Source organism: Citrobacter sp. wls757, assembly GCF_005280935.1.
GTDB lineage: Bacteria > Pseudomonadota > Gammaproteobacteria > Enterobacterales > Enterobacteriaceae > Citrobacter > Citrobacter portucalensis.
The window spans coordinates 47,066-65,180 of the sequence record NZ_SZWU01000080.1; the positions used below are offsets into that span (position 1 = coordinate 47,066).

Sequence of the window (18,115 nt, forward strand, 5' to 3'; positions counted from 1 at the left end):
TGATAACTATTCTCAATAATAACATAGAGCAATAAAAAGGGGCCACAGCGGGCCCCTTGTCTATTCAGAGAATGATTAACCGCCCAGATACGCGCTACGCACCGCTTCGTTAGCCAGTAACGCATCACCGGTGTCTTCCAGCACCACATGACCGTTTTCCAGCACGTAGCCGCGATCGGCGAGCTTCAGCGCCTGGTTAGCGTTCTGTTCGACGAGGAAGATGGTCATCCCCTGCTCGCGCAGCTGTTCGATGGTGTTAAAAATCTGCTGGATGATAATCGGCGCCAGACCCAGCGACGGTTCATCAAGCAGCAGCAGCCTCGGCTGGCTCATCAGCGCACGGCCTATCGCCAGCATCTGCTGTTCACCGCCGGACATCGTTCCCGCACGCTGAATACGACGCTCATGCAGACGGGGAAACAGGTCATACACCCATTTGATGCGTTCCTGAAACTGGTCCTTTTCGGCAAAGAAGCCGCCCATCGCCAGGTTCTCTTCCACCGTCATGCGGGAAAACACGCGACGCCCTTCCGGCACAATCGCTACCGCTTCGCGCATGATTTTCGCCGTCTGCCAGTCGGTAATGTCTTTACCATCAAAGACGATTCGCCCGCTGGTCGCTCGCGGGTCGCCACACAATGTGCCGAGCAGCGTGGTTTTTCCCGCGCCGTTAGCACCAATCAGAGTAACGATTTCACCCTGGTTGATATACAAGCTGACGTCGTGCAGCGCCTGTATCTTGCCGTAGTGGGCGTTGACTTTGTCGAACGATAACATCGCCTTATCCATATTAATCCTCGCCCCCATTATGCTTCACCTAAATAGGCGCGGATAACATCCGGGTTATTACGAATCTGTTCCGGCGTCCCATTTGCCAGCGGCGTGCCCTGGTTCACCACGTAAATACGGTCGGAAATCCCCATCACCAGCTTCATGTCGTGCTCAATCAACAAAATGGTGGTGTTGTGATGGTTACGCAGTTCAGCAATCAGCTCGTCCAGCTCTTTGGTCTCTTTCGGGTTGAGTCCAGCAGCGGGTTCGTCGAGCATCAGGATTTCCGGCTGGGTCACCATGCAGCGGGCAATTTCCAGACGGCGCTGATCGCCATAGGCCAGGTTACTGGCCTGACGGTTGGCGTGCTCCAGCAAGCCAATACGCGCAAGCCAGGTAGCAGCGCGATCCAACGCTTCACTCTGCGCGCGACGGAACGACGGGGTTTTCAACAGGCCGGAGAAGACGCCGGTTTTCAGTTGCTGATGTTGCGCCACCAGCAGGTTTTCAATCACCGTCATTTCGCGAAACAGACGCACGTGCTGGAAAGTACGTACCACGCCCATACGCGCGATTTGCTGACCCGGCAGCCCTTCCAGGTGCTGGTCGCGCAGCTTAATCGTCCCGCCGGTCGGCTTATAAAAACCGGTCAGACAGTTAAAGACCGTGGTTTTCCCCGCACCGTTCGGGCCGATTAACGAGACAATCTCCTGCGGTCGCAGTTCCAGTTCAACGTTGTTTACCGCCAGCAGACCGCCGAAGCGCATCATCAGGCCGTTAACGGATAATAATGGCTGACTCATGCCTGCTCTCCTTTTGCTTCCCCGTTTTTCAGCTTCAACTGTGGACGGGTCATCGGCAACAAGCCCTGCGGACGCCAGATCATCATCAGTACCATTAAACCACCCAGCATTAACATGCTGTATTCGTTGAAATCACGCATCAGCTCGCGTGACACCACCAGCAGGATAGCTGCGAGGATCACCGCAAACTGTGAGCCCATTCCGCCCAGTACCACAATCGCCAGCACAAAGGCCGACTCGGCAAAGGTGAAGGATTCCGGGCTGACGAAGCCCTGGCGCGCGGCAAACAGCGTACCGGCAAAACCGGCAAACGCGGCGCTGATGGTAAAGGCTGTCAGCTTGATGCGCGTAGGGTTTAAGCCCAGCGAGCGACAGGCAATTTCATCTTCACGCAGCGCTTCCCACGCACGACCCAGCGGCATACGCAGCAAACGGTTAATAACAAACAGCGAGAAGACCACCAGCAGCAGCGCCACCAGATAGAGGAAAATGACGCGGTCAGACGGATCGTACTTGACGTTAAAGAAGTTGCTGAAGGTATCCCAGCCGCCTTCACGGGCGGTACGGCTGAACTCCAGACCGAAAAAGGTCGGTTTCGGGATCTGGCTAATACCGTTTGGACCGCCGGTTACTTCGGTGTTGTTGAGCAGCAGGATGCGGACGATTTCGCCGAAGCCTAAGGTCACAATCGCCAGATAATCACCGCGCAGGCGCAGTACCGGGAAGCCGAGCAGGAAGCCCGCAGCAGCGGAAACCAGTCCCGCCAGCGGCAGACAAGTCCAGAAGCCGAGTCCGTAATAGTGGTTCAGCAGCGCGAAGGTGTAAGCGCCGATGGCATAGAAGCCGCCGTAGCCCAGCACCAGCAGGCCCGAAAGTCCTACCACCACGTTTAAGCCGAGGCCGAGGATGATATAAATCATCGTCAGCGTGGCGATATCCACCGTACCGCGTGACACCATAAACGGCCACGCCACGGCAATCACCAGCAGCGCCACCAGGAACAGCTTCTGTTTAACGGTGGAGCCATCAATCGCCGGCAGAATAAACTTTGGTCCGGAGACGCTCTTCAGGCCTTTCTGGAAGGCTGGACGCAGCAGTTGGAAAAGAAAGACCACGCCAGTGCCGATAAACACCCACTGCCAGCGGATATCCGCAGCGGTATCGACCACCAGCTTGGTACCGTCCAGCTCTAACTGAACGCCCATAAAAACGCCCGCCAGGACGAAGAACATAGCGGCAGAGAGCAGCGCCATTGCAAAATGCATCGGTTTCATACTTTCTCTACCTCCGGGCGACCCAGAATACCGGTCGGCATCACCAGCAGCACCAGAATCAGCAGCGCGAATGAAACGACGTCTTTGTATTCGGTACTCAGATAAGCAGAGGAGAGCGCTTCCGCAACGCCCAGAATCAGGCCGCCGATCATCGCCCCTGGAATGCTGCCGATGCCGCCCAGTACCGCCGCGGTAAAGGCCTTCATCCCGGCCATAAAGCCGATGTATGGGTTAATTACGCCATAGAACTGACCGAGCAGCACACCCGCTACCGCCGCCATTGCCGCACCAATCACAAAGGTCAACGCAATCACGCGATCGGTGTTAATGCCGAGCAGGCTGGCCATCTTCAGGTCTTCGGCACAGGCACGGCAGGCGCGGCCCATACGGGAGTAACGGATAAACAGCGTCAGCGCCAGCATCGCCAGGAAGGTTACGATCCAGATAACCAACTGCATGGTGGTGATGGAAGCAGAGAAGTTATCGCTACTGCCGACAGTCCACTGGCCATTAAACAGGCTGGGCAGCGCCACGTCGCGCGAACCTTCCGTCAGGCTGACGTAGTTTTGCAGGAAGATGGACATCCCGATAGCGGAAATCAGCGCGATCAGGCGCTTGGAGCTGCGCACGGGCCGATACGCCACGCGTTCAATGCTCCAGCCGTAGGCGCTGGCAATGACAATCGCGCCGACGAAGCCCGCCGCGACCAGTAGCCAGCTGGAATCGATGCCCATCATCATTAGCGCTGCGATGATCATAAAGGAGACATAGCTGCCGATCATATACACCTCGCCGTGGGCGAAGTTGATCATGCCGATAATGCCGTACACCATCGTGTAACCGATGGCGATCAGCGCGTAGGTGCTTCCCAGCGTGACGCCGTTAAACATCTGCTGCAAGAAATAGAGGAACTGCTCGGACATAAGGTAACCTTTTTAAACCCGCCCGTTTTGCACGGGCGGTGGGATAACTCGTCTTCAGGTATTACTTCGCGACGGTCGAAGAACCGTCTGCATGCCACTGGAAGACACCAAACTCAAATCCCTTCAAATCGCCTTTTTCGTCCCATTTCAGCGGCCCAATCACGGTATCAGCCCCGTGTGCTTTCAGATCTTTCACCAGGTCCAGCGGCTCTTTACTACCGCTGCGATCCATTGCTGTCGCCAATGACTGGACGGCTGCATAAGTGATCCACACGTATGGTCCGGTTGGATCTTTCTTGTCAGCTTTGAGCGCATCGACGATAGCCTTATTCGCCGGATCCTGGTCATAGCGTTTTGGCATGGTTACCAGCATGCCTTCAGCAGCATCACCGGCGATGTTAGACAGCGACGCATTGCCGACGCCCTCGGGTCCCATAAACTGGGTTTTCAGCCCGACGGAACGCGCCTGACGCAACATTTGCCCCATTTCCGGGTAGTAGCCGCCGTAATAAACAAAGTCGATATTTTCTTTTTTCAGGCGAGCGATCAGCGCAGAAAAATCTTTTTCCCCGGCGGTGATACCGTCAAAGAAAACGATATTGGCTTTGCCCGCTTTCAGGCTGTCCTGCACCGAACGCGCCAGACCTTCACCGTATTGCTGTTTATCGTGAATGATGGCGATACGCTGTGGCTTCACCTTCTCCAGAATGTATTTCGCGGCGGTCGGCCCCTGAGAGGAGTCCAGGCCCGCTGTACGCATAATGTGAGCGTAACCTCGCTGGGTCAGTTCCGGGTTTGTGGCACCCGGAGAAATCATCAGAATGCCTTCATCTTCATAGATATCTGATGCGGGCTGCGTGGAAGATGAGCACAGATGTCCAATAACGTACTGAATGCCGTCATTGACGATTTTGTTCGCTACCGCAACGGCCTGTTTCGGATCGCAGGCATCGTCATATTCCACAGCGACCAGTTTGTCGCCTTTGACCCCGCCTTTGGCATTGATATCTTTAATGGCCTGACGTGCGCCATTAAATTCCATATCGCCCCACTGCGCGACCGGACCGGACATCGCGCCGACAACAGCGACCTTGATATCTTCCGCCATGACCGCGTGTGACATTGCCAGTGCTATCACCCCTGCGATGATTGTTTTCGCATTCCGTTTCATTACCTGAATCCCCATTCGTGACGTAATTAATATTTTGTATTTATGTGGTTAAAAAGCAGTCTGTGCTTTTTTTGAACTGCACTATTTTTACCAGTCTCATTAATGGTTTAGCGCAGTTTTTTAAGCAAAATCAGGCTAAAATCTCTATTTTTCAGTCGATTAAGAAAAGATAATATTCTGCTTTTCACTATAGATAAACAAAAAAAAGCACGTTTGTCAGCATAAAATAACGGTACAAAGAGCCGAATAAAATGCTGCATTCCAGGGTATTATTCTGCCTGTTTTTCAATCTCTACGGTTTCAAACTGTCATTACCGTTGTTACAAAATTATTAATCTGGTTATTCACATAAAAAAGAGAAAGCATCCGGGCGAATTATTTCGGTACACTCATTCCATCTTTTGTGATTTGGACATGCTGTTAATGAAGCTGACCATCGTTCGTTTAGATAACTTTAGCGACCAGGACCAGATTGATCTGGGCAAAATCTGGCCGGAATATTCCGCCTCATCGTTAAGCGTAGATGAAACGCACCGGATCTACGCCGCACGCTTTAACGAGCGTCTGTTAGGCGCAGTTCGCGTAACCCTGAGCGGCACGCAAGGTGCATTAGATTCATTGCGCGTACGCGATATCACCCGCCGTCGCGGCGTCGGGCAGTATTTGATCGAAGAAGTCATCCGGGAAAACCCTGACGTGAGTTCATGGTGGATGGCCGACGTCAGCGTTGAAAACCGCAGCGTGATGGCCGCGTTTATGCAGGCGTTAGGGTTTACAGCCCAGGAGAATGGCTGGGAAAAAAGATAAAAAAGCCGGATGGCGCTGACGCTTATCCGGCCTACATGCTGGGAGCAAAAAATAAAAAACCACCTCGCAATTTTCCAAGAATTTCACGTTGCAGGAAGGCGGCAAGTTATGAAGTCCCCGGGAGCTTACATAAGTAAGTGACCGGGGTTGAATAACGTAGCCAACGCATTTGCAGCGCGAAAGGCGCCAGGAAAATTATTTGGCGTCGGTCGCCGTCCCGTTTGCATGCCAGTCAAACACGCCGAATTCGAAGCCTTTCAGATCGCCCTTCGCATCCCATGACAGCGGCCCCATTACGGTTTCCACTGAGTTTGCTTTCAGGTATTTGGCAATTTCAGCCGGGTCGTCAGACTGGTTCAGACCTGCCTGCAAGGATTGCAGCGCGGCGTAGGTGGTCCATACGAATGCGCCGCTCGGATCCTGTTTCTTTGCTTTTATCGCGTCCACGATCGGTTTGTTCGCCGGAACCTGATCGTAGTTCTTCGGTTTCGTTACCAGTAAGCCTTCTGCAGACTCACCCGCGATGTTAGACAACGACACGTTCGCTACCCCTTCTGGTCCCATAAACTGGGTTTTCAGACCCGCAGCGCGTGCCTGGCGCAGAATCTGTCCCATTTCCGGGTGGTAACCACCGTAGTAAACGAAATCGATATTCTCTTTCTTCAGACGCGCCACCAGCGTAGAGAAATCTTTCTCGCCAGCGGTGATCCCGTCGAAGAACACCACGTCAGCGTTGGCTTTCTTGAGGTTGTCCTGCACGGAACGCGCCAGGCCTTCGCCGTACTGTTGTTTGTCGTGAACGATCGCAATGCGCTTCGGCTTCACTTTTTCAACGATATATTTGGCAGCGGTTGGTCCCTGATCGGAATCCAGACCGGTGGTACGCATCACCAGGTTATAACCGCGCGCGGTCAGCTCAGGCGCCGTTGCCGCTGGGGTGATCATCAGAATGCCTTCGTCTTCATAGATATCTGACGCAGGCTGAGTGGAAGACGAGCACAGGTGGCCGATAACATATTTAATCCCGTCGTTGACCACTTTGTTAGCTACCGCTACCGCTTGTTTCGGGTCACAGGCATCGTCATATTTCACCATGACCAGTTTGTCGCCTTTCACGCCGCCTTTGGCGTTGATATCTGCAATCGCCTGCTCTGCGCCAGTAAATTCCTGATCGCCATACTGCGCTACCGGACCGGACATCGCGCCGACGACGGCAACTTTAATATCCTTAGCAAACGCCATATTGCTCAAAGACAGGGCGATACATCCTGCCAATAACGCTTTACCCTTCATATTCATCCTGACAATCCCCATTATTGTGGTTATTACGTGTGTTGTGATGTTGTTGTTCAGCACTTTATTTCGATTATTGGATAGCCACCCGTGCTTTAGCAGCATACTCTGCTAAAACATACCCGATTTTTATTATTTTGGAATAGCTAAATTTACATCCAGATAACAAATTCGTATCTGGGGAGGGGAGGAAAGGTCGTAGGCCCGATAAGCAAAGCGCCATCGGGCAAAGGTGTTGCCGGATGGCAGCGTAAACGCCTTATCCGGCCTACAAAAAACAAAACCCCCGAATTCACATTCGAGGGTTCATTGGCAATGCGCGAAGATTACGCTTCGATCGCCGCGCGCAGTTTTTTCATGGCGTTCTTTTCAAGCTGACGAACACGTTCAGCGGAAACGCCGTAGCGATCGGCCAGTTCCTGCAACGTCGACTTGTTGTCTTCGTCCAGCCAACGGGCACGAATGATGTCCTGGCTACGCTCGTCCAGACCTTCCATTGCGTGGGTCAGTTTGTTCGCGGCCTGATCTTCCCAGTTATCTTCTTCAATGCCGTCGGCAAAGTTAGAAGATTTATCCTGCAGATACAGCACCGGGGCCATCGGCTGGCTGTCAGACTCATCGTCTGAAGACATGTCAAACGTCATGTCCTGTGCCGCCATACGGGATTCCATTTCGCGCACGTCTTTGCTGGAAACACCCAGCTCGCGAGCAACCATTTCAACTTCGTCCTGGTTAAACCAGCCCAGACGCTGTTTGGTTTTACGCAGGTTAAAGAACAGCTTACGCTGTGCTTTGGTGGTCGCAACTTTAACGATACGCCAGTTACGCAGAACGTATTCGTGGATCTCAGCTTTGATCCAATGCACGGCGAAGGAAACCAGGCGCACACCCACTTCCGGGTTGAAACGGCGCACAGCTTTCATCAGGCCGATATTACCTTCCTGAATCAGATCCGCCTGCGGCAGGCCATAGCCCGCATAATTACGAGCAACATGAACAACAAAGCGCAGGTGAGACAGGATCAGCGTTTTAGCTGCTTCCAGATCGCCCTGGTAATGCAGCTTTTCAGCCAGTGCCCGCTCCTCGTCAGCCGACAACATCGGCCACGCGTTCGCAGCCCGGATGTAAGATTCCAGGTTACCAACAGGGGCTAAAGCTAAATTTTGCATTTCTTTGGTCATTCAAATCCTCTCAATCTTTTCATCTGGCGCATTGGCTAAAAACTAATTAACAAAAAACCAGTAGCAACAACCATGCCAGAGCTTATGAGCAACGAGAATATCATTCAATCTTTTATCAGACAGTGATTTTATCCACAAGTTCCATGTCGTAATGTGTATAGATTACGCACAAAATGTGACATCACAATGAATACGCCGGGAAGAGATCACAGGGACTCTTTCCCTGCAGAGCGAACTACTCAGTGCAGGGAAAGATTATACCAGAGATTTTTTAATCGGGGGTAAAGTGGCGTAAATGTTGAACCGTGGCAAGCCAGGCTGCCACCCAGCCAATCATTGAGCACACCAGCAGCAATAACAGGCACTCGTCGAATGATAAGCCATTGATATCAAACTTGGTTCCAAATACCTGTGCCACCTCAGTCACCGCTGACGACAGACGCATCACCAAAATTTCTGACAAAATCAGTGAAAGAAATGCACCGGAAAAACCGAGCAGTGCACCGCCGTAGAGGAACGGACGCAGGATAAATCCATCCGTCGCGCCAATCAGTTTTTGCACATTAATGGTATCGCGTCGCGCAAAAATACTCAGACGCACGCTGTTACCGATGACGAGGAAGACCGCCGCCACCATCAGCACGCCGATCATCGCGGAAACGCGTCCGACAAGGCCCGTCAGCGCCGCCAGGCGAGCGAACCAGCTGTCATCCATTCGCACTTCATCAATACCGTTGATTTGTGCGATGCGGTCACGCAGCGTGTTCAGCGACTCCGTACCCTGGAAGTCCAGTTTCGGGATAACAACCGCCACGGCCGGAAGCGGGTTCTCTTCCAGCATATCCAGCGCGCCGCCAAAGCCAGACCAGTTACGGAATTCGCCCAGCGCGTCGTCACGAGAAAGATAATTCACTTTCTCCACGCCCTGCTCGGCCTGCAACTGACCAACCACCCGCGCCGCCGCATCATCATCCAGCGTTTTTTGCAGGTAAACGGTGATCTGCGGAGACGGATAATACTGGCTTGCCGCATGGTTTACGTTCTTATAAACCATGTAGCATACGCTTGGCAGCGTCAGGGAGATGGCAATGACCATCACCGTCAGAAACGTCGCCAGCGGCTTGCTTTTCAGGTCCTGTAACGCGCCCTGAAACGCATAACGTACCTGCTCGTTAAAGACATTAGTTTTACGCGAGTTCGGCTTTGGCGCGGCTTTCGCACGCTTTGGCGCGTTGCGACCGCCGTCACCCGACGCACCGCCCGATTTACGAAAGCGATCCAGTCGGCCACCGAACTGTTTGATTTGGTTAATAGCGTCACGTCTATTCATGCGCCAGGCCTCCATGCAGATGTCCATCGCTCAGAACCATTTGGCGATAGGAGCGACGGGAGATCAGGCCAATATCGTGCGTGGCCATTAATACCGTGACCCCGACGCGGTTAAACTCTTCGAACAGGCGAAGGATCCCTTCTGACAGCGCGTCATCCAGGTTCCCCGTTGGTTCATCCGCCAGCAGCACCGCAGGTTTGTTCACCACCGCGCGGGCGATGCCGACGCGTTGTTGTTCACCGCCGGAGAGTTGAATCGGGAAGTTTTTCGCTTTGTCCAACAGCCCGACCTTATCCAGCGCCGCTGACACGCGACGACGAATATCGTCCCCGCTGGCACCCGCGATGATCAGCGGGATTGCCACATTGTCAAACACGGTTCTGTCCATCAACAGGTGGTGATCCTGAAAAATCATGCCAATCTGGCGACGCAGAAACGGCACTTCACGGTTTTTCAAACGGCTGATGTCATGCCCGCTAAAGTAGATTTTCCCGGCGCTGGGCCGTTCAATTCCACAAATCAGCTTCAGCAGGGTACTTTTCCCCGCGCCGGAGTGGCCGGTCAGAAACGCCATCTCGCCAGGCTGCATATGGAAGGTCACTCCCTGCAGCGCTTGTCTCCCACCGAGATAGGCCTTGCTGACATGTTCAAAGCGAATCATTGTTAATCCTCTCGGGCAAAAAGTGCCTCTATAAAATCGTCCGCTTTAAACGGACGTAAATCCTCGATACGTTCGCCCACACCGATATAGCGGATAGGGATGCCAAACTGATCGGCAACCGAGAAGATAACCCCGCCCTTCGCCGTACCGTCCAGCTTGGTCAGGGTGATACCGGTTAAGCCCACCGCTTCATGGAACAGTTTGGCCTGGCTTATCGCATTCTGCCCGGTGCTGGCGTCGATAGTCAGCATAACTTCATGCGGCGCATCTTCGTCCAGCTTCTTCATGACGCGAACGATTTTTTTCAATTCTTCCATCAGGTGCGATTTATTCTGCAAACGCCCTGCGGTATCAGCGATCAGCACGTCTACGTTACGCGCCTTCGCCGCCTGGATGGCATCAAAGATAACGGACGCGGAATCCGCGCCAGTATGCTGAGCAATCACCGGGATGTTGTTACGCTGACCCCAAACCTGCAGCTGTTCTACCGCCGCCGCACGGAAAGTATCACCTGCCGCCAGCATTACCGATTTACCCTGCTGCTCAAACTGACGCGCCAGCTTACCAATAGTGGTGGTTTTGCCCACGCCGTTGACGCCAACCATTAAGATAACAAATGGTGTTTTGCCATCAACATTCAGCGGTTCGTCAACCTTCGCCAGAATCTCGCCCATCTCTTCTTTCAACAGACCGTACAGCGCTTCCGCATCTTTAAGCTGCTTACGGCTGGCGCCTTCCGTCAGATTCGCAATGATCTTGCGGGTCGTTTCTACACCCACATCAGCGATCAGCAACTGCTCTTCCAGCTCTTCAAACAGATCATCGTCGATTTTTTTACCACGGAACAGACTGATAAATCCGGAACCGAGGTTTTCTTTTGTTTTCAGCAGGCTGCGTTTCAGACGCGCAAAGAAACCTTCTTTGGTTGGTTTTTCCTGCTCCTGGACCACCTCTTCTTCTACAGGTTCTTCTACAGCAGGTTCTTCTACCGGCACCACCATAACCGCTTCTTCAGCAGCCTCAGCGGCCAGCGCCTGTGCTTCCAGCTCTTCGTCGGTCAGTTGCGGTTCGTTTTCAGCTTCTTCTTCAGCCGCCTCAACGATTTCCACGGTTTCCGCTTCGGCCTGCCACTCTTCGGCAGAAACTTCTTCAGTTTTCACCTCTTCCGGCAGCGGCAATTCTTCGCGTTCGATAACCACCGCTGCTGGCGTTTCCACTACAGTTTCAGCAACGGGTTCAGCAACCGGCTCAATCTCCGGCTGCACTTGTTCGGCGACAGGTTCTTCTTCCGGCTGCAGTTTTTCGATTTCCGCAACCTGTTCAGTTACTTCAACGACTTCAGTTGCAAAGGCTTGCGTTTCAGCCTCGCTACGGGTTTCCTCGACGTGCGGTTGTTCGTCAACGACGGTAGTTTCTTCAGCAACCGGTTGTTGTTCTTCATTTTTTACTTCTGTCTCGTTTTCCGGTGCCTGCTCTTTTTGACCAAAGCCCAGCCAGGAAAAAAAGCCACGTTTTTTCTCTTTCGCCATTTGCGACTACACTCCCCCGCTGTTGCTTCATGGCACAGCGTCAACGCTATGTACATAGCAGCTAAAAAAATGATGAAATAGTCTATCACTTAACTTAACTCACATCACCGCCTGGAATGACACGTCAGCAGCGGATTGAGCAATAATTGAAATGAAAAAACCGAATCACTCTGGTAGCGGCCAGATCCGCATTATTGGCGGGCAATGGCGTGGCCGTAAACTCCCGGTTCCGGACAGCCCCGGCTTACGTCCGACCACCGACCGTGTGCGCGAAACGTTGTTTAACTGGCTGGCCCCGGTAATGGTCGATGCTCACTGTCTGGACTGCTTCGCCGGCAGCGGCGCGCTGGGGCTGGAAGCCCTCTCTCGCTATGCGGCAAATGCGACGCTTCTGGAGATGGATCGCGCGGTATCTCAGCAGCTACAAAAGAATCTCGCCACGCTAAAAGCCTCCCATGCCCGCGTCGTCAATACCAATACGCTGACATTTTTGGCTCAGGCAGGTACGCCGCATAGCGTGGTATTTGTTGACCCGCCGTTTCGCAAAGGATTACTGGAAGAAACATTAACTCTTCTGGAAACTCATGGCTGGCTGGCAAATGAAGCGTATATTTACGTTGAAAGCGAAGTAGAAAACGGCTTACCGCCGGTTCCAGTGAACTGGTCGCTATACCGTGAGAAAGTCGCCGGACAGGTCGCCTATCGCCTGTACCAACGTGAAGCACGAGGAGAACACGATGCTGATTAACCTGGGACGCCTGTTGATGCTGTGCGTCTGGGCATTTTTACTACTGAATATTTTCCAACCCTTTCCACGCCCGCTTAACATCTTCGTTAACGTCGCACTGATATTTATGGTGCTGATGCATGGCATGCAGCTGGCGCTGCTAAAAAGCACCATGCCTAAAGATGGCCCGCAGATGACCAACGGAGAGAAAATCCGTATTTTTCTGTTCGGCGTCTTTGAGCTACTGGTGTGGCAGAAGAAGATTAAAGATCAGTTGAAGAAGTAGCTGTGATCTTTTCGCCCGGCGGCACGTTGCGGGCCGGGGCGAAAAATCTGTAGGCCGGATAAGGCGTAAGCCGCCATCCGGCATCAGTCAGATGACACTTTAGCGTTCAAGCGTAAAATCAACAAATCGCGAACCTTTGTAACTCAGCGTGCCTTTATCCCCGACCGTTAACGCGTGGTACTGCTGGGTATCCAGACGAAACGTCTGCTCCATCCCCCCGTTTTGTGGCTTAAAGCTGGCTTCATAGCGCATGCTGGTTCCTGCCGGGCTCACTTCCTGCTGGCGGGATCGCCGATCGTTTAGCGGTTTTTCCCGTTTATTACTTACCACCACCTGCTTTTGCACCAGCGGCGCCGCATCATTATCGGCTTTTTCTCGCCGCTGCTGAACAAAGCGAAACGACGCAGCGACAGCGATTAAGACAATGATAACAATGAAAAAAAGTGGTGGTTTGCTCATATTATTAACCCATCAGAAAATGCGGAAATAAGCATACATCGCCTGTTATGGTGTTGTCATCTGGCTGTGTCGACCTCTACACTGGACAGTAGAGCCGTGAGCACCCCGCTTACGAAAAAATAACGAATTCAAGGAACTAAGATGCTTTGGTCGTTTATCGCTGTCTGTCTTTCCGCATGGTTGTTCGTGGATGCTTCCTATCGTGGACCTGCCTGGCAACGCTGGGTCTTTAAGCCCCTGACGTTACTCCTGCTGGCACTGCTGGCCTGGCAGGCGCCAATGTTTAACGCTATCAGCTATCTGGTGCTGGCTGGCCTGCTTGCCTCGCTGCTGGGCGATGCGCTGACGCTGTTACCGCGCCAACGCCTGCTGTACGCCGTGGGGGCATTCTTCCTGTCGCATCTGCTGTATACCATTTACTTCGCCAGCCAAATGACGCTGTCGTTCTTCTGGCCTTTGCCGTTGGTGCTGGTAGTGCTGGGGGCGTTGCTGATCGCCGTGATCTGGACGCGTCTGGAAGAGCTGCGTGTCGCTATCTGCACCTTTATCGGCATCACGCTGATGATGGTCTGGATGGCCGGTGAGCTGTGGTTCTTCCGCCCGACCGCCCCGGCGCTGTCGGCATTTATGGGCGCATCCCTCCTGTTCATCGGCAACATTGTCTGGCTGGGTAGCCATTACCGTCGCCGCTTCCGCGCCGATAACGCCATTGCCGCCGCCTGCTACTTCGCCGGACATTTCCTGATTGTTCGTTCGTTGTATCTTTAAAACGCTTGACTCTGGAGTCGACTCCAGAGTGTATCCTCCGGTTAATACGAAATGATTATCAACCGGAGGATGCCATGTCGACACCCGATACCCGTGGCAAAAAAGTCCCACAATTCTCTTCTTTCAAGCCAGCGCCTGCACCACAAAAGGCGGATGACTGCTGCTGCGAAGGAAGTTGCTCCACTACACCAACCGTATCCGATACCGTAATAGGTACCCGCTATTCCTGGAAAGTGGCAGGCATGGACTGCGCAGCTTGCGCCCGCAAAGTAGAGAATGCGGTCCGCCAGGTCAGCGGCGTCAACCAGGTCCAGGTTCTGTTCGCCACTGAAAAACTGGTGGTCGATGCCGGTTCCGATATCCGCCAGCAAGTTGAAAACGCGGTGCAAAAAGCAGGCTATACCCTGCGCGATGAGCACACGACGGACGCCGCCCCCGAGTCACGTTTTAAAGAAAACCTGCCGCTGATTTCGCTGATTATCATGATGGCGATTAGCTGGGGGCTGGAGCAGTTCAATCATCCCTTCGGTCAGATAGCGTTTATCGCCACCACGCTGGTCGGCCTGTATCCCATTGCCCGTCAGGCCCTGCGTCTGATGAAAACCGGCAGCTACTTTGCCATTGAAACGCTGATGAGCGTCGCCGCCATTGGTGCACTGTTTATCGGCGCGACGGCGGAAGCCGCTATGGTGCTGCTACTGTTTTTAATTGGCGAGCGTCTGGAAGGATGGGCCGCCAGCCGCGCCCGTAAAGGGGTCAGCGCTCTGATGGCGCTCAAACCGGAAACCGCCACACGCCTGCGTAACGGCGAACGCGAAGAGGTGGCTATCAATACCCTCCGGCCTGGCGATGTTATTGAAGTTGCCGCGGGTGGGCGTTTACCTGCCGACGGCAAACTGGTCTCCGGCTTTGCCAGCTTTGATGAGAGCGCCCTGACCGGCGAATCGATCCCGGTTGAACGCGCCACCGGCGAGAAAGTCCCAGCGGGTGCCACCAGCGTGGATCGTCTGGTAACGCTGGAAGTGCTCTCAGAACCGGGTGCCAGCGCGATTGACCGTATTCTGAAGCTGATTGAAGAAGCGGAAGAACGCCGCGCTCCCATTGAGCGCTTCATTGACCGTTTCAGCCGAATTTATACCCCAGCTATTATGGCGGTTGCGCTGCTGGTCACCCTCGTGCCGCCACTGCTGTTTGCTGCATCCTGGCAGGAGTGGATTTACAAAGGGCTGACGCTGTTGCTGATTGGCTGTCCTTGCGCTCTGGTGATTTCAACGCCCGCAGCCATTACCTCTGGTCTGGCCGCTGCGGCGCGTCGTGGGGCGTTAATCAAAGGCGGAGCCGCGCTGGAACAGTTGGGTAGAGTCACTCAGGTGGCGTTTGATAAAACCGGCACCCTGACCGTCGGTAAACCACGCGTCACGGCGATTCATCCGGCAAGCGGTATTGGTGAGGCTGAACTGCTGGCACTGGCGGCAGCGGTAGAGCAAGGCGCGACACACCCTCTGGCACAAGCGATTGTCCGAGAAGCACAAACGCGCGAGCTGACTATTCCTGTCGCAAAAGAGCAACGGGCGCTGGTTGGCTCTGGAATTGAAGCGCTGGTCAACGGCGAACGCGTACTGATTTGCGCCGCTGGTAAGCAGCCTGCCGATGCCTTTGCCGGGCAGATTAGCGAGCTGGAAAGCGCGGGCCAAACGGTGGTGTTGGTGCTGCGTAACGATACTGTACTCGGCGTACTGGCCCTACAAGACACGCTGCGCGATGACGCTCGCAGCGCCATCAGCGAGCTTAATCAGATTGGCGTGAAAGGCGTGATCCTGACCGGTGATAACCCGCGTGCGGCCGCCGCCATTGCCGGTGAACTGGGCCTCGAATTCAAAGCGGGACTCTTGCCGGAAGATAAGGTGCAGGCCGTTACCCATCTTAACCAACAGTCGCCGCTGGCGATGGTCGGCGACGGCATCAACGACGCTCCGGCAATGAAAGCGGCCACAATTGGTATTGCGATGGGAAGCGGGACCGACGTCGCGCTGGAGACCGCCGATGCCGCTCTGACCCACAACCGTCTGCGTGGTCTGGTGCAAATGATTCAGCTGGCGCGGGCCACCCACGCCAATATTCGCCAGAACATTGCGATTGCGCTGGGTCTGAAGGGGATTTTCCTCGTCACCACGCTGCTCGGGATAACCGGACTGTGGCTGGCGGTGCTGGCGGATACGGGGGCGACGGTGCTGGTGACCGCGAACGCGCTGCGGTTGTTGCGTAAAGGGTAGTGCCTGTTTCTCGCCTGATGGCGCTTCGCTTATCAGGCCTACAGATTACTCAGTCTTTATAGGCCGGAGAAGCGTTAGCGCCATCCGGCATAACAAGATTACTGGCCTTTGCGCACCAGATAGCGGTACGGCAGCGAGTCGGTCTCTTTGGCCACCAGCTCATGTTCCATAAAGGTACAGAAGCCAGGAATATCGCGGGTTGTTGCCGGATCGTCGGCGACAATCAGCAGCGTTTCACCGGCCTGCATGCCGCGTACGGTTTTACGTACCATCATTACCGGTTCCGGGCAGCGCAGCCCCTGGGCATCAAGAGTATGGTCGGGGGAAGTAAACAGGTCGCTCATCGTCGTCTCATTCATACAAAAACGGCGTTATTTTACGCTCTGTTGTGGCGTAAGCCAATCAGGTTAACGATTGCGTGAAAAACAACCATTGCAATGTGCTCTTAAAGCAGTATCATGCGACGGTTTTTTATTGGGTTCCCTCACCCCATCCAACAAAAAGGTCACAATATGACTCCGTTTACACAAGCTCAGCGCGTAAAAGCGTTGTTCTGGCTATCGCTATTTCATCTGCTGGTGATCACCTCCAGCAACTATCTGGTGCAGCTTCCAATCTCCATTTTTGGTTTCCATACCACATGGGGCGCGTTTAGCTTTCCGTTTATTTTCCTCGCGACCGACCTGACCGTGCGTATTTTTGGCGCGCCGCTGGCTCGACGTATCATCTTTGCGGTTATGATCCCCGCGCTGCTGATCTCCTATGTCGTTTCATCGCTGTTCTATATGGGATCGTGGCAAGGATTCGGCGCACTGCTGCACTTTAATCTGTTTGTCGCCCGTATCGCCGCCGCCAGCTTTATGGCCTACGCGCTGGGACAAATTCTGGATGTGCATGTCTTTAACCGCCTGCGTCAGAACCGTCGCTGGTGGCTGGCACCGACGGCGTCCACGCTGTTTGGCAATATCAGCGATACGTTGGCCTTCTTCTTTATCGCTTTCTGGCGTAGCCCGGATGCCTTTATGGCCGAGCACTGGATGGAAATCGCATTGGTCGATTACTGCTTCAAAGTGCTGATCAGCATTATTTTCTTCCTGCCAATGTATGGCGTGTTGCTGAATATGTTACTGAAAAGGCTGGCAGATAAATCTGAAATCTCTGCATTGCAGACGAGTTAAAGGTTCATTTTCCGAGTTGTGATAAGATGGACGAATGAGCCGTTATGGCCGTTTATCGAAAGGAAGAAGTCAATGCGCAATCTGGTTAAATATGTCGGTATTGGCCTGCTGGTTATGGGGCTTGCGGCCTGTGATAATAGCGATACAAAAGCGCCAGCCGAGGGTGCTGCCGCAGAAAGTAACGCCACCGGACAACCGGTCAGCCTGCTGGACGGCAAACTCAGTTTTTCCCTGCCAGCGGATATGACCGATCAGAGCGGCAAGCTGGGCACCCAGGCGAACAATATGCACGTATATTCTGACGCAACCGGCCAGAAAGCGGTGATTGTGATTGTTGGCGACAACACCAACGAAGATCTGGCCGTGCTGGCAAAACGTCTCGAAGATCAGCAGCGTAGCCGTGATCCGCAGCTGCAGGTCGTCACCAATAAATCTATTGAGCTGAAAGGCCACACGCTGCAGCAGTTAGACAGCATCATCTCGGCCAAAGGCCAGACCGCATACTCTTCCGTGGTGTTGGGTAAAGTGGACAACCAACTGCTGACGCTGCAAATCACGCTGCCTGCTGACGATCAGCAAAAAGCGCAGACTACCGCAGAAAACATCATTAACACGCTGGTTATCCAGTAACGGTTAAGACGATGACGCGGCCTCCGGTGACACCACCTGAGGCCGTTTTTT

General features: G+C 53.7%; 19 protein-coding genes. 7 read left to right on the forward strand and 12 right to left on the reverse strand.

All coding sequences use genetic code 11. The features are described 5' to 3' along the window. Positions 1–75: 75 nt before the first annotated feature. From livF to livK, 5 genes are all read right to left on the reverse strand, one after another. A complete protein-coding gene (gene livF / locus FDW94_RS22280; protein WP_003827581.1) occupies positions 76–789 on the reverse strand; it encodes a high-affinity branched-chain amino acid ABC transporter ATP-binding protein LivF in 714 nt (237 codons plus the stop codon). 17 nt (positions 790–806) lie between these two features. Next, the gene (livG, locus tag FDW94_RS22285; protein ID WP_003827578.1) at positions 807–1,574 is read right to left on the reverse strand and encodes a high-affinity branched-chain amino acid ABC transporter ATP-binding protein LivG; all 768 of its coding nucleotides are present in this window, start codon (positions 1,572–1,574) and stop codon (positions 807–809) included. Next, a complete protein-coding gene (livM, locus tag FDW94_RS22290) occupies positions 1,571–2,848 on the reverse strand; it encodes a branched chain amino acid ABC transporter permease LivM (RefSeq protein WP_048215381.1) in 1,278 nt (425 codons plus the stop codon). The genes livG and livM overlap by 4 nt, the downstream gene beginning before the upstream one ends. Then, positions 2,845–3,771 carry a high-affinity branched-chain amino acid ABC transporter permease LivH gene (gene livH, locus FDW94_RS22295; RefSeq protein WP_003827575.1) on the reverse strand — a complete coding sequence of 309 codons (927 nt, stop codon included), beginning with the start codon at positions 3,769–3,771 and terminating at the stop codon, positions 2,845–2,847. The genes livM and livH overlap by 4 nt, the downstream gene beginning before the upstream one ends. 61 nt (positions 3,772–3,832) lie before the next feature. Continuing rightward, positions 3,833–4,942, reverse strand: a complete 1,110-nt coding sequence (gene livK / locus FDW94_RS22300) for a high-affinity branched-chain amino acid ABC transporter substrate-binding protein LivK (protein ID WP_003023433.1) — start codon at positions 4,940–4,942, stop codon at positions 3,833–3,835. A 423-nt stretch (positions 4,943–5,365) separates the two neighbouring features. Here livK and panM point away from each other — a divergent pair, with 423 nt between their 5' ends. Further along, on the forward strand, positions 5,366–5,749 hold the full coding sequence (gene panM, locus FDW94_RS22305; protein ID WP_137378294.1) for an aspartate 1-decarboxylase autocleavage activator PanM: 384 nt from the start codon (positions 5,366–5,368) through the stop codon (positions 5,747–5,749). 195 nt (positions 5,750–5,944) lie between these two features. Here the strand turns inward: panM and livJ are convergent, their stop codons facing one another. From livJ to ftsY, 5 genes are all read right to left on the reverse strand, one after another. Further along, positions 5,945–7,048, reverse strand: coding sequence for a branched chain amino acid ABC transporter substrate-binding protein LivJ (gene livJ / locus FDW94_RS22310; protein ID WP_139153507.1), 1,104 nt, complete (start codon positions 7,046–7,048; stop codon positions 5,945–5,947). A gap of 320 nt (positions 7,049–7,368) precedes the next feature. Beyond that, a complete protein-coding gene (gene rpoH, locus FDW94_RS22315) occupies positions 7,369–8,223 on the reverse strand; it encodes an RNA polymerase sigma factor RpoH (protein ID WP_003023425.1) in 855 nt (284 codons plus the stop codon). A 271-nt stretch (positions 8,224–8,494) separates the two neighbouring features. Next, the gene (ftsX, locus tag FDW94_RS22320) at positions 8,495–9,553 is read right to left on the reverse strand and encodes a permease-like cell division protein FtsX (RefSeq protein ID WP_003827568.1); all 1,059 of its coding nucleotides are present in this window, start codon (positions 9,551–9,553) and stop codon (positions 8,495–8,497) included. Further along, positions 9,546–10,214 carry a cell division ATP-binding protein FtsE gene (gene ftsE, locus FDW94_RS22325; RefSeq protein ID WP_003023420.1) on the reverse strand — a complete coding sequence of 223 codons (669 nt, stop codon included), beginning with the start codon at positions 10,212–10,214 and terminating at the stop codon, positions 9,546–9,548. The genes ftsX and ftsE overlap by 8 nt, the downstream gene beginning before the upstream one ends. Positions 10,215–10,216: 2 nt before the next feature. Then, positions 10,217–11,743, reverse strand: a complete 1,527-nt coding sequence (ftsY, locus tag FDW94_RS22330) for a signal recognition particle-docking protein FtsY (protein WP_137378273.1) — start codon at positions 11,741–11,743, stop codon at positions 10,217–10,219. 151 nt (positions 11,744–11,894) lie between these two features. Here ftsY and rsmD point away from each other — a divergent pair, with 151 nt between their 5' ends. Together rsmD and FDW94_RS22340 are read left to right on the forward strand one after the other, a co-directional pair. Further along, positions 11,895–12,491 carry a 16S rRNA (guanine(966)-N(2))-methyltransferase gene (gene rsmD / locus FDW94_RS22335; RefSeq protein WP_137378274.1) on the forward strand — a complete coding sequence of 199 codons (597 nt, stop codon included), beginning with the start codon at positions 11,895–11,897 and terminating at the stop codon, positions 12,489–12,491. Then, positions 12,481–12,756 (forward strand): DUF1145 family protein, encoded by a 276-nt coding sequence (locus FDW94_RS22340; protein ID WP_003023415.1) that lies wholly within the window; start codon positions 12,481–12,483, stop codon positions 12,754–12,756. Before rsmD ends, FDW94_RS22340 begins: the two co-directional genes overlap by 11 nt. Positions 12,757–12,855: 99 nt before the next feature. Here the strand turns inward: FDW94_RS22340 and FDW94_RS22345 are convergent, their stop codons facing one another. Next, positions 12,856–13,215 (reverse strand): DUF2500 domain-containing protein, encoded by a 360-nt coding sequence (locus tag FDW94_RS22345; RefSeq protein ID WP_137378275.1) that lies wholly within the window; start codon positions 13,213–13,215, stop codon positions 12,856–12,858. Between the two features lie 141 nt (positions 13,216–13,356). Between FDW94_RS22345 and FDW94_RS22350 the strand changes: the two genes are divergently transcribed. Together FDW94_RS22350 and zntA are read left to right on the forward strand one after the other, a co-directional pair. After that, positions 13,357–13,983, forward strand: coding sequence for a lysoplasmalogenase (locus FDW94_RS22350; protein WP_003827558.1), 627 nt, complete (start codon positions 13,357–13,359; stop codon positions 13,981–13,983). Between the two features lie 74 nt (positions 13,984–14,057). Beyond that, positions 14,058–16,256: a Zn(II)/Cd(II)/Pb(II) translocating P-type ATPase ZntA gene (gene zntA / locus FDW94_RS22355; protein ID WP_137378276.1), complete on the forward strand. Its 2,199-nt coding sequence runs from the start codon at positions 14,058–14,060 to the stop codon at positions 16,254–16,256. Positions 16,257–16,354: 98 nt separating this feature from the next. On the opposite strand, the gene tusA is transcribed toward zntA, so the two are convergent. After that, on the reverse strand, positions 16,355–16,600 hold the full coding sequence (gene tusA / locus FDW94_RS22360) for a sulfurtransferase TusA (protein ID WP_003827551.1): 246 nt from the start codon (positions 16,598–16,600) through the stop codon (positions 16,355–16,357). A gap of 168 nt (positions 16,601–16,768) precedes the next feature. Between tusA and FDW94_RS22365 the strand changes: the two genes are divergently transcribed. Both FDW94_RS22365 and FDW94_RS22370 read left to right on the forward strand, forming a co-directional pair. Continuing rightward, the gene (locus FDW94_RS22365; protein WP_137378277.1) at positions 16,769–17,434 is read left to right on the forward strand and encodes a 7-cyano-7-deazaguanine/7-aminomethyl-7-deazaguanine transporter; all 666 of its coding nucleotides are present in this window, start codon (positions 16,769–16,771) and stop codon (positions 17,432–17,434) included. 72 nt (positions 17,435–17,506) lie between these two features. Further along, a complete protein-coding gene (locus tag FDW94_RS22370) occupies positions 17,507–18,064 on the forward strand; it encodes a DcrB family lipoprotein (RefSeq protein ID WP_003827547.1) in 558 nt (185 codons plus the stop codon). The last annotated feature ends 51 nt before the right edge of the window (positions 18,065–18,115 follow it).

What these genes read in the sequence shown, in the direction of transcription:
- livF (WP_003827581.1), bottom strand. Translation starts at nt 789, where the DNA reads ATGGATAAGGCGATGTTATCGTTCGACAAAGTCAACGCCCACTACGGC.
- livG (WP_003827578.1), bottom strand. Translation starts at nt 1,574, where the DNA reads ATGAGTCAGCCATTATTATCCGTTAACGGCCTGATGATGCGCTTCGGC.
- livM (WP_048215381.1), bottom strand. Translation starts at nt 2,848, where the DNA reads ATGAAACCGATGCATTTTGCAATGGCGCTGCTCTCTGCCGCTATGTTC.
- livH (WP_003827575.1), bottom strand. Translation starts at nt 3,771, where the DNA reads ATGTCCGAGCAGTTCCTCTATTTCTTGCAGCAGATGTTTAACGGCGTC.
- livK (WP_003023433.1), bottom strand. Translation starts at nt 4,942, where the DNA reads ATGAAACGGAATGCGAAAACAATCATCGCAGGGGTGATAGCACTGGCA.
- panM (WP_137378294.1), top strand. Translation starts at nt 5,366, where the DNA reads ATGAAGCTGACCATCGTTCGTTTAGATAACTTTAGCGACCAGGACCAG.
- livJ (WP_139153507.1), bottom strand. Translation starts at nt 7,048, where the DNA reads ATGAATATGAAGGGTAAAGCGTTATTGGCAGGATGTATCGCCCTGTCT.
- rpoH (WP_003023425.1), bottom strand. Translation starts at nt 8,223, where the DNA reads ATGACCAAAGAAATGCAAAATTTAGCTTTAGCCCCTGTTGGTAACCTG.
- ftsX (WP_003827568.1), bottom strand. Translation starts at nt 9,553, where the DNA reads ATGAATAGACGTGACGCTATTAACCAAATCAAACAGTTCGGTGGCCGA.
- ftsE (WP_003023420.1), bottom strand. Translation starts at nt 10,214, where the DNA reads ATGATTCGCTTTGAACATGTCAGCAAGGCCTATCTCGGTGGGAGACAA.
- ftsY (WP_137378273.1), bottom strand. Translation starts at nt 11,743, where the DNA reads ATGGCGAAAGAGAAAAAACGTGGCTTTTTTTCCTGGCTGGGCTTTGGT.
- rsmD (WP_137378274.1), top strand. Translation starts at nt 11,895, where the DNA reads ATGAAAAAACCGAATCACTCTGGTAGCGGCCAGATCCGCATTATTGGC.
- FDW94_RS22340 (WP_003023415.1), top strand. Translation starts at nt 12,481, where the DNA reads ATGCTGATTAACCTGGGACGCCTGTTGATGCTGTGCGTCTGGGCATTT.
- FDW94_RS22345 (WP_137378275.1), bottom strand. Translation starts at nt 13,215, where the DNA reads ATGAGCAAACCACCACTTTTTTTCATTGTTATCATTGTCTTAATCGCT.
- FDW94_RS22350 (WP_003827558.1), top strand. Translation starts at nt 13,357, where the DNA reads ATGCTTTGGTCGTTTATCGCTGTCTGTCTTTCCGCATGGTTGTTCGTG.
- zntA (WP_137378276.1), top strand. Translation starts at nt 14,058, where the DNA reads ATGTCGACACCCGATACCCGTGGCAAAAAAGTCCCACAATTCTCTTCT.
- tusA (WP_003827551.1), bottom strand. Translation starts at nt 16,600, where the DNA reads ATGAGCGACCTGTTTACTTCCCCCGACCATACTCTTGATGCCCAGGGG.
- FDW94_RS22365 (WP_137378277.1), top strand. Translation starts at nt 16,769, where the DNA reads ATGACTCCGTTTACACAAGCTCAGCGCGTAAAAGCGTTGTTCTGGCTA.
- FDW94_RS22370 (WP_003827547.1), top strand. Translation starts at nt 17,507, where the DNA reads ATGCGCAATCTGGTTAAATATGTCGGTATTGGCCTGCTGGTTATGGGG.